General features: G+C 48.9%; 15 protein-coding genes. 8 read left to right on the top strand and 7 right to left on the bottom strand.

Going from position 1 to position 15,255, the window contains the following annotated elements; genetic code table 11:
* Nucleotide 1 precedes the first annotated feature (1 nt).
* On the top strand, nucleotides 2-670 hold the full coding sequence (locus QVC96_RS10690) for a maleate cis-trans isomerase family protein (protein WP_287689234.1): 669 nt from the start codon (nucleotides 2-4) through the stop codon (nucleotides 668-670).
* Nucleotides 671-705: 35 nt separating this feature from the next.
* Here the strand turns inward: QVC96_RS10690 and QVC96_RS10685 are convergent, their stop codons facing one another.
* Nucleotides 706-981, bottom strand: a complete 276-nt coding sequence (locus tag QVC96_RS10685; protein ID WP_238027352.1) for a hypothetical protein — start codon at nucleotides 979-981, stop codon at nucleotides 706-708.
* Between the two features lie 104 nt (nucleotides 982-1,085).
* Between QVC96_RS10685 and QVC96_RS10680 the strand changes: the two genes are divergently transcribed.
* On the top strand, nucleotides 1,086-2,774 hold the full coding sequence (locus QVC96_RS10680) for an MFS transporter (RefSeq protein WP_238027353.1): 1,689 nt from the start codon (nucleotides 1,086-1,088) through the stop codon (nucleotides 2,772-2,774).
* Nucleotides 2,752-3,201: a MarR family winged helix-turn-helix transcriptional regulator gene (locus tag QVC96_RS10675; protein ID WP_238027354.1), complete on the top strand. Its 450-nt coding sequence runs from the start codon at nucleotides 2,752-2,754 to the stop codon at nucleotides 3,199-3,201. Before QVC96_RS10680 ends, QVC96_RS10675 begins: the two co-directional genes overlap by 23 nt.
* Here the strand turns inward: QVC96_RS10675 and QVC96_RS10670 are convergent.
* Nucleotides 3,198-4,988, bottom strand: a complete 1,791-nt coding sequence (locus QVC96_RS10670; RefSeq protein ID WP_287689233.1) for a glycoside hydrolase family 15 protein — start codon at nucleotides 4,986-4,988, stop codon at nucleotides 3,198-3,200. The genes QVC96_RS10675 and QVC96_RS10670 overlap by 4 nt on opposite strands.
* Before the next feature lie 149 nt (nucleotides 4,989-5,137).
* Between QVC96_RS10670 and QVC96_RS10665 the strand changes: the two genes are divergently transcribed.
* The gene (locus QVC96_RS10665) at nucleotides 5,138-7,030 is read left to right on the top strand and encodes a 4Fe-4S binding protein (RefSeq protein WP_287689232.1); all 1,893 of its coding nucleotides are present in this window, start codon (nucleotides 5,138-5,140) and stop codon (nucleotides 7,028-7,030) included.
* A 4-nt stretch (nucleotides 7,031-7,034) separates the two neighbouring features.
* Here QVC96_RS10665 and QVC96_RS10660 read toward each other — a convergent pair whose 3' ends face one another.
* The gene (locus QVC96_RS10660) at nucleotides 7,035-7,175 is read right to left on the bottom strand and encodes a hypothetical protein (protein WP_287689231.1); all 141 of its coding nucleotides are present in this window, start codon (nucleotides 7,173-7,175) and stop codon (nucleotides 7,035-7,037) included.
* 149 nt (nucleotides 7,176-7,324) lie between these two features.
* The gene (locus QVC96_RS10655; protein ID WP_238027357.1) at nucleotides 7,325-7,693 is read right to left on the bottom strand and encodes a DUF302 domain-containing protein; all 369 of its coding nucleotides are present in this window, start codon (nucleotides 7,691-7,693) and stop codon (nucleotides 7,325-7,327) included.
* Between the two features lie 212 nt (nucleotides 7,694-7,905).
* On the opposite strand from QVC96_RS10655, the gene QVC96_RS10650 reads away from it, so the two are divergent.
* Together QVC96_RS10650 and QVC96_RS10645 are read left to right on the top strand one after the other, a co-directional pair.
* Nucleotides 7,906-8,472, top strand: a complete 567-nt coding sequence (locus QVC96_RS10650) for an IS607 family transposase (protein ID WP_287689230.1) — start codon at nucleotides 7,906-7,908, stop codon at nucleotides 8,470-8,472.
* Nucleotides 8,450-9,721 (top strand): transposase, encoded by a 1,272-nt coding sequence (locus tag QVC96_RS10645; RefSeq protein ID WP_287689229.1) that lies wholly within the window; start codon nucleotides 8,450-8,452, stop codon nucleotides 9,719-9,721. The genes QVC96_RS10650 and QVC96_RS10645 overlap by 23 nt, the downstream gene beginning before the upstream one ends.
* A 14-nt stretch (nucleotides 9,722-9,735) precedes the next feature.
* On the opposite strand, the gene QVC96_RS10640 is transcribed toward QVC96_RS10645, so the two are convergent.
* Together QVC96_RS10640 and QVC96_RS10635 are read right to left on the bottom strand one after the other, a co-directional pair.
* Complete coding sequence (locus QVC96_RS10640) at nucleotides 9,736-10,764, bottom strand: tellurite resistance/C4-dicarboxylate transporter family protein (RefSeq protein WP_287689228.1); 1,029 nt, start codon at nucleotides 10,762-10,764, stop codon at nucleotides 9,736-9,738.
* Between the two features lie 30 nt (nucleotides 10,765-10,794).
* Nucleotides 10,795-12,837, bottom strand: coding sequence for a xanthine dehydrogenase family protein molybdopterin-binding subunit (locus QVC96_RS10635; RefSeq protein ID WP_287689227.1), 2,043 nt, complete (start codon nucleotides 12,835-12,837; stop codon nucleotides 10,795-10,797).
* Nucleotides 12,838-13,100: 263 nt separating this feature from the next.
* Between QVC96_RS10635 and QVC96_RS10630 the strand changes: the two genes are divergently transcribed.
* Nucleotides 13,101-13,337 carry an AbrB/MazE/SpoVT family DNA-binding domain-containing protein gene (locus QVC96_RS10630; protein WP_287689226.1) on the top strand — a complete coding sequence of 79 codons (237 nt, stop codon included), beginning with the start codon at nucleotides 13,101-13,103 and terminating at the stop codon, nucleotides 13,335-13,337.
* A 62-nt stretch (nucleotides 13,338-13,399) separates the two neighbouring features.
* Nucleotides 13,400-13,660, top strand: coding sequence for a PIN domain-containing protein (locus QVC96_RS13960; RefSeq protein WP_425597998.1), 261 nt, complete (start codon nucleotides 13,400-13,402; stop codon nucleotides 13,658-13,660).
* Nucleotides 13,661-13,724: 64 nt separating this feature from the next.
* Here the strand turns inward: QVC96_RS13960 and QVC96_RS10625 are convergent, their stop codons facing one another.
* A complete protein-coding gene (locus QVC96_RS10625) occupies nucleotides 13,725-15,230 on the bottom strand; it encodes an APC family permease (RefSeq protein WP_287689225.1) in 1,506 nt (501 codons plus the stop codon).
* Nucleotides 15,231-15,255 lie beyond the last annotated feature (25 nt).

The following is a 15,255-nucleotide window of genomic DNA, read 5'->3' as shown; positions in this document are numbered from 1 at the left end:
TATGCCCGGAGGAAGAGGTAGAATTGGGGTCATTGTCCCTGCAAATAACGCATCCCTGGAATACGATCTCTGGAGGATGAGTCCTGAAGGAGTCACGGTTCACTCCACCAGGACGAGGCCCACGAGGGGATGTGAACCCACCGACCCGGAGGAGTTTAAAAGGGAACTGTCCCTGGCATATGACCTTTTACGCGAGGTATCGGACGTGGTAATTTACGGTAGAACCTATGGCACCCACAGGCACGTGTCATACATCAAGGAAGTTGCAGACCTTGTGATTCCAGAGGAGGCTGTGGAGAAAGTTTTGCGAAAACTTGGGGTAAGGAGGATCTGGATAGGCACCCCTTACATTAAACAGAGAACCCTAGAGGAAGTGGAATACTGGAGATCCAGGGGGTTCCAGGTGACCGGATACGACGGACTCAATAAGGTAAAGGGCGTGGACATATCCAACACCAATACCTTCACCATTTACAGACTAGTGAAGAGGCATCTCGCTGAGGTTGTGCAGGCGGAGGCGGTTTACATAGCGTGCACTGCTCTTGCTACCTACGACGTGCTGAGCTATCTTCATGAGGACCTAGGCATGCCAGTCATCTCCGAAAACTCCGGAGCAATGTTTGAAGCTCTGGAAAGGTTGAAAATCTCCCACAGAATTCCAGGAATATGACCAGGACGAGAAGGCGACGGAAAAGACTGAAAAACTTAGAGTAACTTGTGCTCATACTTGGTTACGGGACTTATCATTTTCACTTTCCAGGTTATCCCCATCTGACTCGCAACATTTGCAAGATCCTGCATGCTGGGTACGTCCCATTCGCAGACCGCCGTTTTGTTTGCCTCATCTACGTTAAGCTTCTCTAGCTTAAATCCCTTGGGAAGTTTCTTTCCCTTAGCCATGTCCACGAGCCCATTGAAAAACTTCAGGGCCTGATCCTTTTGCGTATCATCCCACTCATGTATTACGTAAACCTTTGTCATAGATATAATATTAAATTCATAAGATATAAGATTTTCTACCCTAGGTTCAATGAATTCAATCCCTTAGCAAAAAGATTAAATAGTTAATAGTTAGTAGTTTAACTATGCAGTACAAATGGATCGCCTTGAGTAACACCACGTTGGGGGTGCTGATGGCAACGATAAATGGCACCATCACCATCATCTCCCTTCCGGCAATATTTCGTGGAATAGGGATAAATCCCCTGGCTCCCTCATCATTCCAGTACCTTCTCTGGATTCTCATGGGTTACAACGTGGTGACAGCCACCTTACTTCTCTCATTCGGAAGGCTGTCAGATATGTACGGAAGGGTCAGGTTATACAACCTAGGCTTCCTGGTGTTCACCGTGGGATCAATCCTGTTATCCCTGACCTTTGGTAGCGGAGACGTGGCGGGGCTCGAGCTGGTAATATTCAGGATAATTCAGGGGATTGGAGGGGCCTTCCTGATGGCCAACAGCGCTGCCATTCTGACAGATGTTTTCCCCATGAACGAGAGGGGAAGAGCGCTGGGGATAAACCAGGTTGCTGCCTTGGCCGGTTCCCTCATAGGTCTCATTCTGGGTGGGATACTCTCGGTCATCAACTGGCGTTACGTTTTCTTGGTGAGCGTTCCAGTGGGAGTTTTTGGGACGGCCTGGAGTTACCTGAAACTCAAGGAGACCAGTGCTAGGAACAGGGAGGGCATAGATTGGATAGGGAATGCAGTGTTCGGTGCTGGCCTCATCCTGGTGTTAATTGCCATGACCTACGCGCTCATGCCCTATGACTCCGCGCAGACCGGATGGGGAAATCCCCTCGTTATAGCCTCCATGGTTGCGGGGGTGGGACTCCTGACGTCATTTCCCTTCGTGGAGACGAGGGTCAAGTACCCCATGTTCAGAATGGAGTTATTCAGGAACAGAATGTTCACGGCTGCGAACTTCGCCGGATTTCTGAGATCCATAGGTTACGGCGGTCTTATGATAATGATAGTGATCTTCCTTCAAGGAATATGGCTTCCCCTTCATGGATACTCCTATTCCGAAACGCCGTTCTGGGCAGGGATCTACACAATACCCCTGATGGTGGGCTTTGTGAGTGCCGGTCCCGTTAGCGGTTGGCTTTCCGACAGGTACGGGTCGAGAGGTCTGGCCACCGCAGGCATGATCCTGGTCGGTGCAGGGTTTCTGGCCCTGACCACTTTACCCTACAATTTCAGTTATCCAGTATTTGGCGCTATAATTTTCATGATGGGAGTGGGGAACGGTATGTTTGCGTCCCCTAATACGTCCTCCATAATGAGCAGTGTACCCGCAAAGCACAGGGGAGCAGCATCGGGGATGAGATCAACCCTGCAGAACACCGGGCAAACCGTGAGCATTGCCATATTCTTCACCATAGTGATACTCTCCCTCAGCTCGTCTCTGGGACCTTCACTGTCTCACGCCCTGGCGCAGGCTGGAGCCCCACAGCTATCTCCCTACGTGCAGAAAGTTCCGGTGACTGGAGCCCTCTTTGCAGCCTTTCTAGGATACGACCCGGTGAAGGCCTTACTAGGGACATTACCACCGTCAGTGGCCTCTCAAATTCCTGGTAACGCTATCTCCATTATGGAGCAGAGAACCTGGTTCCCGAGTGCCATAGCCCCCAGCTTCATGCTGGCCTTGAGGGAAACGTTCTACTTCGGGGCTGCGCTGTCCTTCGTGGCGGCCCTAGCCTCAGCGTTGAGGGGAAAAGCTAAAATCCCGGGGGAGGTTGTCCAATATGATGCAGAGAAAACTAGACGTTGAAGTGCTTGTGAGGATCTCCAGGGTTTACAGAGCAGTGAAGAGGGAGTTCAATAGGAGGCTGGAGTCGCACGGGCTTAACTACATAGACTTCCTCATTCTCATGACCGTTAAGGAATCCCCGAAGTCCATGGTCTACTTAGCCAAGGAGGTACTCATGACCCAGGCTGGGATAACTGCCGCCATAGACAGGCTGGAGGAAAAGGGACTGGTGAAGAGGGAGAGGGACAGGGAGGACAGGAGAATCATTAATGTGCAGATAACGGACCTTGGAGTGAAGGCCACAGAGGAGGCAATGCAGATCTACGAGGAGATGGCCTCGGAGCTAATGAAGGATTTGAGCGTGGAGGAAAAGGAGAGATTGATAGCCCTACTTGATCTGGTTCAGGATAAAATCGTGAAACAGGAAAAGTTGGCCCAATCCGGTTAGCTCTCAAGGTGGTTCCTGAATCCCAAGTTCAAGTAATAATAGGTTCTTACTAGCTCTGCATGACTCCACACTAAGGGTGATACTGAGGGATATTTTCCCGAGGGAGTTATCTGTTCAGGTATTATTCCAGTTTTGAGTGAGTTTTTCTCAACCCATCTTATGTATTCAAGTGCTTTCTCATTCTCACCTTCGGCTATAAGCTCTTGTGCGACCCAGAGAGTAGTGATGAACCAAGGATTGGGTACATCTCCGTCTCTCAGGTATTGATCCCCTTCATATCTAGCTATCCCATCATTAACCTTTAGTTTTTTCTCCGCGGTCTCCCTAGTGGCCTTAACGTGCGGATCAGACGCTGGATACACGAGGAGACTTCCGAGGACAGTACTGGAGTCTACCGTGGGATCAATTTTACCATCTATGACGCTTCTCGCAAAGTGATCTCCCAACCAGAAGTTGTCCAGTCCCTTCTTTATGGACTCTGCAACAGTTATGTATTTGATCGAAACGTCCTCCTCCCCAAAGAAGGAGGCAAACCTAGATGCAGATATCAACCCTGCATAAACCGCTGCTCCAGTGAAGAAATGAACCCCATATCTCTCCTCCCAAAGGTCATATGAAGGTAGGACGTGCTCTCCATCATCGTCTAAATATGAGCAAAGAAAGTCAGCAGCCGCCTTCACTCCAGGTCTGTAAAGTTCCTTGATGAAGTCAACATCTTTGAAAATTGAGAAGTGTACCCAAAGTGCGTAAATCATGAGCGCAGTTTCATCTTCCTGGATTGGGAGATATTTCCCAGTCCACGGATGCCAGGTGCTACCCCAATGCCCGTCAACGGTATACTTCTGAAATAGATAACCGCGAAAGAGCAATGGCCTCGAGAACTGAAAGAACTTTCTCGACAGATCCTCATATCCAGAAAGTGCCATGGCAATTATTGCGAAGGCTGCATCCCTATGCCACACGTAATTATAATTATCCCTGTTGAACCTCATTATGTCAGTATCCAGGGATGCTGGAAGTGCACCATTCTCCTGCCAGTGACTAGCTATAGTCAGGAGACTCCTCTTAATCTCGTTGTATTTTGCCTTAATTAACCACGCCTTCCAATACTTCCTAGTTCTATCGAGTATCCTTTCCCCTCCTCTTTCCATAACGTACTCATGAAGTGATATGACATCCCTATAGCTCCTTCCTCCTACCAACCAGCAAGCTATGGAATCGTTAACCTCAAATGACACGGCAGAATCCACGGCACCCTGTGCAATTGGATTATTTGATAGTTCACCGTCTTCACAGTCCTTCCACGTTCCTTGATAAGATCCTGTTTCCTTATATCCTGTCGCATACTGAAATGGCTCCACTCCGCAGGAAAATAGGAACCACTTATCCCTTTTGTAATGAATGATGGAGTTAGATGAAGGATCGAATAGCGCGGTATCACCGTATTCTATTCCGTTAATGTGAAAGTCCCATGCAAAGAAAACCCTACCTCTTTTACGCGATATTCGGCGGATCAGAATAGGATAGGCAAGATCTACAGTATCCGTTACCATGACGCTCTCCCCATCAATGGTTACTGAAGCGCTGGAGACTAGGGTTTCGGGCTCGTAACTAATCTCTGGATTTAGATCATGAAACCAATGGAACCCTGATCTAGTTAGAAATCCGATCCTTCCTGTATGAAGGTGATTATCTATAGATAAGGGAAAATATAGTTCTTTCATGAGGTAATTGGTATCAAAGAGCGTGGTAAGTTTACCATTGCCCAGTACAATGCTTCGGGTCATGTCCTACTCTTCTCCCAGTTGTTAAAATCCTTCCCTCTTGATACAACCAATTTGCACGTAAACTTGATTTATTTAGTTATATATTCTCTAGAAATCTAAATTAAATGTAAAATTTAAAACTTGGTGAGAGGAAATCTATATAGATTGGAATGGAGAACCAGATCCTGCTGTATTTCTCGATATTTTATATTATAGCCATGATGTTAATCGATTTTTGGATATTCGGTTATATCCTGAGGAGGGAATTCGTAAATTTAAGAGCTCTTCTCTTCCTTCTCTCCATCACCTTGGTCATGGCCAGTGAGAGTTTATCGATTGCCTGGATAGGAGTATTACATGGTTCGTTGCTGGTGGAACTGGCGGCTTTGGTAGTTGCACTTATTCCTTCTCTCCTCTCCATCTTCGTGAAGCCTGAGAGGATCAACATTAGGAGAAACCTCAGGGTTTCAGTCGCACTATCCCTAGTCTTGCTTTTCGATGAGCTTTCCATGGGATTCCTATACGGTTCCTTTTTTCCTGAACCGAATCCCATCCTTACCGCAGTTGAGAACCCTGCCTTTGGACTCATGATGCTGGGCGATGGAATATATTTCATGGCCGTCTCCAGGAGGAAAAACGTGCTGGAGTGGTCCCTGACCACTTTCGCGCTCTCCATGGCATTCATGCCCTCCCTGTACAGGATCGGTGAAGTGGAATTGGTAACCTCCCTGGTATCCTCAGCTATCATGATAGTGAACATTGTAATGCTTTACGTCGTGGAGATGAGGCAACCAACCCTGAGGGGACAGTTAGTCTCCATAACCCTTGCGCTCTTCGATTTCGTCATGATGATGGGTCTATCCTTTTTCGCTCTAAATGATCTTTATCTCATTACCTTTGCCATGGTGATTTCAATGGCCTGGTACTTCCTGCTCATCTTTTACGATCTTCCCTCATCAAGAATACAAATGAAGTTAAGGTATCCATTCATCTTCCTGGTCCTTGTGAACATGGCCGAGTTAACAATGGGATTCGGGGAGAGCGTTTTAGGTTTCAATTTAACAAATCAGATCTTCTCCGGCCAATCCATGTTAACGCACGGCATGATGAACATGCACGGCATGATGCACATGAGGTCTCCCTTCACCAATCCTCTCTGGTGGCTATTCCCCATAAATCCTCTGGCCATGACGGAGATGTATCTTCATGCGAACTTTCTGATATCCCTTTTCATGACTCCTTTCATGCTAGTGATGACCACTACCATGTCTCCCTTTTACGTGATCATGATGGGAGCAGAGATGTCGTTCCTGGTGTATCAGAGGTATAAGAGCGTCAGAACTGGATATCTCAGAAGCTGGACCCTAGCAATACTTGCAGGTATTCCCATCTTTGTGGTGCTGATTCCCTATTACACCAGTTTCTACGTGTTTGGAATGAGCGGGATGATATTCCCAGTAACGCTCAGTGGCTTTATCCTCTCCCTAGGAGTAATAGTGGTTGCCTCCATCCTATTTGGCAGAGGAAGTTACTGCAACCTTGTCTGCATGTCTGCGCATATGTTCTCCAACGTCTTCTACGAGCAATTTCAGGTCAAGGGTTCATCCAAGATCTGGGACTACCTCAGGTGGGTGTTCATGGTTCCCATGTTCCTGTTCTTTGGGCTTTACATTATGCAGGAACTACATCGCATCACTCTCCCCTTCAATCCTCTGAACTTCTACGGAATGTTCACCCTTAACTACGTGTGGTGGTTCTTCTATTTCCTTACTCCAGTGTTCGGAACATACGCCTGTGCCAGACAGGGATGGTGCGGTTTCGGAACCTTCATTGGAATTTTCAACAAGGTGTTATTCAGGATAAGGGCCAAGGATCTCGATACGTGCAGAACCTGTACCACGAGAAATTGCGATTCCTCATGTCCTGTTAAGATTCCAGTGAGTAAGGACATACTTGATAGGGGATACACCAACAGGATAAGTTGCGTGGGATGTGCCAGATGCGTGGATGCTTGTCCCAACGAAAACCTTGAGGTTAGAAACCTTCTCACGTTACACAGGTAAAAAATCACGAGAAGTACATCATGGGATCCTCGTATTTCCTTTTCCTCAATGAGTTATAGTACTCTGGGTACTCAACCTTGAGGAATTCATCGGGCATCTTTGCCATGTCGTAAGGGGTTTCCTTTCTTCCAAGTAGCTTAATCATCTTATCACCTAGTTTATTCTTGTACTGTAATGTTTAAAAAGTTACTGTGACGCTTTAAGCGAGTTTAGATCTGACTCGGAAGATAAAGTATTCTAGGATTCCGTAGAAAATATTTATATTAATGAAAAATGAACCCACCTGGAAAGGGGTCACTGTACGTTAACCACGTTGTCCATGAAGGCGTCCATTTTCTTCAGGACCTCCTCGTTGGTTATACCGAATCTTTTACCTATCTCGCTGGGCAACTCATAGAGAACAAAGGTCTTCCCCTCGGAGCTCCAGATAGCCAGTCTCAGGGGCAACTCGTAGGCAATTTCCCTATTCTCCTGCATGAGGAGGGTACCAATCCTGGGATTTCCAAAGATCAGTACCCTGGTGGGCTCAAGTTTCAGGCCCACCTTTTCAGCGTTAAGGGCGTGATCTATTTCAGCGAAAATGTCCGCGCCAAGGCTCCTGATCTTCTCCCTTATCCTAGAAAGAATCTGATCCATGGGGATGGAGAACTCTCTCTTGATCATAAGGATCGAGTGAAGGAGACCGAGACTATTTTTAAGTTTTTACCCATTTTCACGCTCTCGTGGTGAGCGGTGGGTGATGTTGACCATGGCTCCTAGGCACTCTAAGGATGAGGGTAGCTAGGCCCGCTGGGCGTCTGGTGAACATATACGCCGTTGAAAACTGTTTCCGTTAGAGCGTGAAGTTTAAATACTTTGTATACAAATCAAATACAATGCTGAGGCCCAAGGAAGTTTGCCAGAGACTGGGAATCTCCTACAGAACGCTGCAGGAATACGTGAAAAAAGGGTACATAAAACCAGAGAGATTACCATCTGGGAAAATGAGATTTAGAGAAGAGGACGTTGAGAGATTGGCAGGAATAATAAGGAAAAAGAAAGTGGTACTTTACGCCAGGGTGTCATCAGACGCACACAATGACCTGGTGAATCAAGTGAACTACTTGAAGGAAAGGGTTCCAGATCATGATCTAGTCATCACTGATATGGGATCTGGATTGAACATGAAGAGGAAAGGGTTCCAGAAACTACTCAGAATGATACTAAACAACGAGGTGAGCAAGGTAGTCGTGGCTCACCAGGACAGGCTGGTGAGATTCGGATTTGAGATACTTGAGGAGGTGTGTAAAACACACGGTTGCGAGATAGTGGTGCTCGAAAAAGAGGATCCAGAACAGGAACTAATTGAAGACTTGATCAGTATCCTAGTCTCGTTCTCTGGCAGAACGAGAGGTCATGAGCGTGAAAAGGTGAAGAAATGTGTTGAAGAACTTAAGGATTGAAACATTCATACCACAAGAAAAAGAATACATACATTTAACGTATGCGATAAGAAATGAGGAGGAGAGGAGCAAAGAACTAATTCGTGCCTACGTGAACTTACTGAACAGAGGAATAAAGTACGTGTTCAACAAAGTTAACGTGAAGAATGGAAGAGTAGAGTTACCAAAAAAGAAGGAAATATACAGGGAGTTGAGAGAGTACTTAATGACCCAAAACGCGCAAGGACTGGCAAAACACTACGTTGACCAGGCAATTCACGACGTATACTCTATCCTAGAGTCGTGGAGGAGGAGATTTGAGAAGGGGAGAAGTAAGTTCAAACCACCGCTTGTGAGGAAGGGTTACGTGAGGGTGAAAACCACGTTGAGGAAGATCATTGGTAGAAGTGTTAGGATAACCGTGAAACCACACGAATACATCAGATACTCATGGGATAGAAGATGGTTCTCTAAGAGGGTTGAGGGAATGGAGTTAACAGAACCGGTGATCAAGGAGGATAAAGTGTACCTGGTGTTCAGGAAGGAATTGTCAATGACGACTCCCCTCGATGCTGTTTCATTCGATTCCAATCTTTTCTCACTCGACGGTTACGATGGCGAGAAATTCATCACAATCTCTATGAAGCAACTCTACTCCTTGAAGTATGGCATGCAAATCAAGAGGGCTAAGGTACAGTCAGTTGCCTCTAGAAAGTTGAAGGGTGGCAAGAGACTGATGGAGAGGTACTCTCATCGCGAGAGGAATAGGGTTAACGATTTGCTTCATAAGTTGGCTAACTTCATTCTTGAGCTATACAATAATCATGTTCTGGTCTTCGAGAGGTTGAATAAGCAAGGTATGTTCGATGACGCCAGCGAATCCTTATCACGTAAGCTTTCAAGGACTGTCTGGAGGAAACTGGTTGTCGTGTTGAAGTATAAGGCTCCCCTATACGGTTGTAGAGTGGTGGAGGTGAACCCGCACCTCACATCCAGGTCTTGCCCCAGATGTGGATGGGTTTCCCGAACGGCTGGCAGGACCTTCAGGTGCGGGAGGTGCGGGTTCACCCTCGATAGGCAGTTCAACGCGTCACTTAACATCATGAGGAGGTTTCTGCATAAGTTTAACCTCAGGATGTGGGGGTTTCCTCACCGTGAGGTGAGTGGGGTTATCCCCCTAATGGGAGTGAGAAGGATGAGCGGTTCAATCCGCGACTTCGGTGAACTCCAAGGGTCGAGAATTGAATACAAAGTACATGAAATTCAATGAGACCCAAACCCCTCTCACAGGGGCTTTCTCAGCTTTATCACGATGTTGTATATCAACCCCCCAAATTGATACGCCCACAGGATCACGGATATATAGGCGAACATGTAACTAATCAGTGAAACGCCGGGAATCCCGCTAACCCTCGCAGTAAAGTACGTACCAAGGTCGTAAACAGCTATGGGGAACACCGCACTCCAGAACTGGAAGTCGTACTTCAGGAATGAGATATGTCCTCCCACATGTTTCCACACGAAGAGAAGGAAGAGTAGGGGCATCCACCAGGTTCCATACGCCCAGACCAGTATCCCCGATCCCAGAAGAAAATCCCTGAGTTCGAGGAGAACGGGATAGCCGGGACTTGAGTGAAGAAGGAGGAGGGAAGATGAGAGGGAAGCCAGGGCGGGAAATCCACCGTTGATCCAGTAAGCCGGAATCATATCCTCCGCCCCAACCCTGGTCAGGAATAGCCTGGACGCAATTAACACCGTAACCACCAGATAGGTTACCCATCCCACGAAATAGGTGATGAGACCGGCGAAGATCAACGGGGAAACCAGAGTGGAAAGGTCCACTGACAGGACTGAAAGGGTGAGGGTGGACACGGGCAATAACAGCCAGAGACCGTTCACGTCCTGGATTCCACCCTTGTCACTCCTCACGGTGAGGGTGAAGAGGAAATAATACTGCAGGATTACCCAGAGGACCAGGCTTACACTCCAGAGGATCAGGGCGATGCCAGCCTCATGAAGTATTAACACCAGCTGGTCTCCAACAACGTCCGTCCCCGCCACCACCGTGAGATATCCCAGTCCCCTGCCAGGATCGTGCACGTCCTCCCTCATCTTTTCCCTGAACCTGAATACCCTGACCAGGTTGAGGGCAATCAACACAAGGTAAAGGAACAGGTTCAGGACGGTGAGCAACAGGGCAGGAGAGATGAGCCCGTACACCTTCAGAATGATGGATACTACTCCCGTGGCCATAACGGCACCGAAGTAGGAAGGTGAAAGAACGGAGATCTCAAAAAGTATCCTTTTGAGCATGGGATGTGTTTGAAAACCCGGGAAAAAGATTTACCCGGGATAGTAGGGAGTTCCGCCCAACTTCCTCCCCAGGGCCTTTTCAAGCGCCAGGAAAACTGCGGGCAGGGCTCCTGTGGTTCCAGCCTCACCCACTCCCCTGGCCTGGCTCAGAGTGTTAGAGGGGGTAGAGAAGGTCTCCGACACAACCCTGCGAACTGCCTCCACTGCGGTGGGAAATCCGTTGTCCGAGATGGATCCATACACTGGATTTCCGTTCTCGTCATAGGGAGCTGATTCCAGGAGAACCTGAGATGCCCCCTGAAGAACTCCCCCTATGATCTGTCCCTCGACCTCTGAGGGGACTATGGCCCTCCCCACGTCATCTATGGCATGGTACTCCACCACCCTGGCGAAGCCCGTCTCCCTATCCAGGTCCAGGACTGCCATATGTATCCCGGGGGTGTAGAGGTCGGAGGTCCTGGTGAACACCTCTGCCTCAAAGACCTCGTTCGATGCCATTGCCTCCTTCACGGTGAGCCCTCTCTCCCTTATCTTCTGAAGAACTGCTCTGGAGGCCTCAATCACCGCAGATCCGCCAGCAGCGGCGCTCCTGCTTCCGAAACTTCCAATCCCTTCCTTGACCAGGGAGGTATTGTTAACCTCAACCCTTATCTGGCTGGGATCGAGACCCAGGACCTCACCGGCCAGAAGGGCGAAAGTTGTCCTGTGGGCCTGTCCGTGGGGTCCGCTACCCACCGCTACCAGGACTTCTCCCTTACCTATCCTCACCCTGGCTCCCTCTCCTGGCGATGCCCTCACCACCTCACTGAACGCCACGAAGGATATCGCCTTCTCCCTGTATTTCTCCTTGAGGGCGTAGTAGACCTGCTCCGCCCGGGTGAACATTTCCTTGTAAGCGGCCCTGTCAATCTTCACACCCAGCGGTGTGGTGAACTCTCCCTCAATGAAGTTCCTCTTCCTTATCTCCACGGAACTCAGGCCCAGCTTCTCAGCCAGGTCCTCAACAAGCGTCTCCGTTATCAGTGCAGCCTCAGGTCTTCCCGCCCCCCTGTATGGACCTGTAGGAGGTTTGTTTGTGTAGACACCCATGGCCCTCAATTTGGCGAACCTCATCCTATAGGGTCCGTTTGTCAGAGAGGCGATGAATGCGGGGGTGGTGGTGTTAATGGTGAAGGCGTAAGCTCCCAGATCCACGGCAATGGTTCCCTCCAGGCCCAGGATTGTGCCGTCCCTCCTGGCGTGAAGCTTCACCCTGGAGTAAACTCCCCTTCCCTGAGTGGGATTGGTGAGGTGTTCCCTCCTGGTCTCAATCCACTTTACAGGCCTTCTCAGTTTTATGGATGCCATAGCAGTGAGGACGTACTCTGGGTAAGCTGGCACCTTGTTTCCAAATCCTCCCCCAACGTTGGGAGGGGAGTAAACCACTATCCTCTCAGGTGAGATCCCCAGGGCCTCCTGCAGGTCTGCCCTCACCCTGAAGGCCGACTGGAAAGATCCTATCACGGTGAGCATGTCCCCGTTATAGTAGGAGATCACACCCTTGGGCTCCATGGGATGCTGGACTATCCTGTCCTGCCACAGTTCCCTCTCCACCGTGACCTCTGAGTTCACCAACTGGTCCAGGTCCCCTCCACTCAGGTCCAGGTCTATTGCCACGTTCCCTCCCTCGTGAATCTTCACCTCCTCCCTGAGGGAGTCCTTCACCGAGAGGACCGGCGTCTCCTGCGTGTAATCAACTCCTATCTCCTCAGTCACGTCCTCAATCTCGTATCTGTCCTTCACCACGAAGGCAACTACGGGTTGTCCAACGAAGTTAACCCTCCCGTTGCTCACAATGGGCATCTTGACCAGGTTCTTGGTTCTGGGATCGGGCCTGATAGGCATATATGCGGAGACAGCATCCCAATCCAGGAAGAGCAGAACATTATCACTCCTGGAGATGTCGTTTACCTTTCCCCTCGCTATGGGAGATCTGACCACTCCTAGGTAGACTGTGTCAGGGAGTTCCACGTCATCCACGTATTTTCCGTGACCAGTTATCTCATCCAGATGTTCCCTTATCCTTATGGCCATAACGATTGCCTATAAACTGGACATAAAAAGCCTTTCTTGAACGTGTTTCATGTCCCATGGAGTGGCCTGCGAGGGCTACCTCACATTGTTGTGCAAGGAGTCTTTAACGTGAACTACATAACAAACCGAGCTAATCAGTTCATCGGTGACCAATAGTAATTTGTTTTTAGCATGCTTGTTAGAACTTAATAAAGTTGGCCTGCTTTTCAGGAAAAATCCACCACTTGACGCCGGGTTTATATGTTACTATGCCTTGTTACTTCATGATGGAGGTTAAGGTCACAAGGAATTACCAGATTACCATCCCTCAGGAAATTAGGACTAAATTGGACATAAACGTTGGCGATAAACTGATCCTGAGAATCGAGGGAGACAGGATAGTTGTGGAGAAGAAAAGGGGGATCATCGCCTCTCTTAACGTTTCCATAGGGAAAAGAATAACCGATGAAGACGTTAATAGAGCCGTAAGGGAGGCAGGGAAAGAGATTGGAAGTGGTTAACACTAATTTCGTCATAGCTTCATTTTTAAGGACAACGAGTTTCATGAAAAAGCCCTAAAGATCTGGGACCAGATAAAGATTGCAAACTCAGTCTTATCTCCGTATTTGAAATTGCATATTTCCTGGTTAAACATGGTGTAGACCTGAAAGTAATCGGTGAAGTAATCAGAGATCCCAAAATTAACGTAGTTCCTAACGAGGTGGAGGACATAAGCTATGCCATCTCGCACCTAGAGGAGATAAAGGGATATGGTGACTTCAACGACTTTATGATTATTTTCACTTCTAAGAGATTGAATTTGGAGCTATTAACTTTTGATTAAAAAGATTAAATCTAAGATGAAGTGATCAGAAAAGTAGAATGTAACATTAGTCCTAAACAAGTCATTACTCAGGCGGAATTTCCCGGAACACCTCCCTTAGCTCTATCCCCTCTTTCCTCCTGAGCCTGCTGGCAACGGCGTAGATCAGCGCTCCGCTTCCCACTAGAGCCACCAGGTAACCCGTTCCTATTACGTTGATCCCAGAGCTGGACACCACCCCGAAGAAGGGATTGGTCACGGACTCATACGCCAGGAAGGCCATGAAGGCAGAGGACAGAGCCCCCAGTATCACGAGAGAGGACTTTCCCTCACTCCTTCCCACTTTAACTCCCGTCAACCCCACCAGGAAGAGGTAAATTGCTGCGAGGGGCGTATACGCATAAAGTGACTCTGCACCGTTCACTGAGATGAGGGGGATCGCCAGGAAGATTAGCGTGAGGATCAGGTCCAGGACGTGGGCAACGTAGGGGGAGGAGGCCCTGTTCAGCTTTGCGAAGGCGCTAGGGAATATCCTGTCAAAGGAGAAGGCGAAGATATATCTTGAGAACACCACCACACCGAAGGCCATGACGAAGAAGTTCCAGGAGATGAGACCGAGACCCAGGAGCCACTGAACCGGGAGAGGAGAGACTGCTATGGCTGCTGTCCAGAAGTTGTAGGTGAACGAGGGGTAGAGTGACGCGTTGAAGGCGTAACCGCCCACCAGGTCCATCACAAGGAAGGGAACCGTGATCATGGCGGTGGTGAGGAGACTGCCCAGCACCAGGTTGAGCTTTACGTTCCCCTTAGCCTCAGATGCCACCGCGGGCCCTGCGTAAAGCCAGATATACGCGTAGGAGGCAAAATAAGGTATCATGTAAACCGTGGATCCAAGGCTGAAGGATGGGCCACTGTAACTTGAGGGAGTCACTCCCTCTCTGGAGAGGAAGACCCCCACCAGCTGGTGAAAGTCCCCCGCGTTGAGCAGGATCATCACCACCCCCAGGGCCAGGGTCGCAGATGCGAAAACCCCAAGCCAGGTGGTGAGGGAGTAGCCCCACCTGGGTTTCACTATGTTCACTGCGATGATCATGAGGAACGCCAGGGCCGAGAGTCCATAGATGAGCAGTTCCTGCCCCAGCGTGAGAGTCCCGTAGGGGTTCACGAACACGTTATTGCTGAGGTACACCAGCGACTTCACGTTATCCAGCACCCCAATCTCAGAGAGCACGGCGTTTATTGCTGACACAGAGAAGAATGCTGAAAGCGCAAAGAAGGGAGGCATGTTGAAGGCTATGGCTATCCCCATGATATTGCCCAGCGTTCCGTTGAGTTTCCTGGACAGCCACACGTAATCCCCACCGGTCCTGGGCATCCTCGTCATTAGGGCCGTGTACAGGAGGACCAGGGGAAGGGAGATGAGGAAGGTGAGAAGGGAGGCCACCCACAGCCTTGCACCTGGAACTATGTAGGGGGAAATCCCCTGGAAAACGGCCAGCCCTGCACCCATGTTTGCCACGTTCAGCATCACTAGGTCCTTAAGGGTGGCCTGTTTCACAAGTCCCGAGGACTGTCTGAGGAACTTGGACATGTTAACCCAGAAATCTAGATAAGGG

This window comes from Metallosphaera javensis (ex Sakai et al. 2022), from assembly GCA_021654415.1.
In the GTDB taxonomy this organism is placed as follows: Archaea; Thermoproteota; Thermoprotei_A; order Sulfolobales; family Sulfolobaceae; genus Metallosphaera; species Metallosphaera javensis.
Note: the sequence above shows the minus strand (reverse complement) of the source record. Positions and strands in the feature narration are given on the sequence as shown.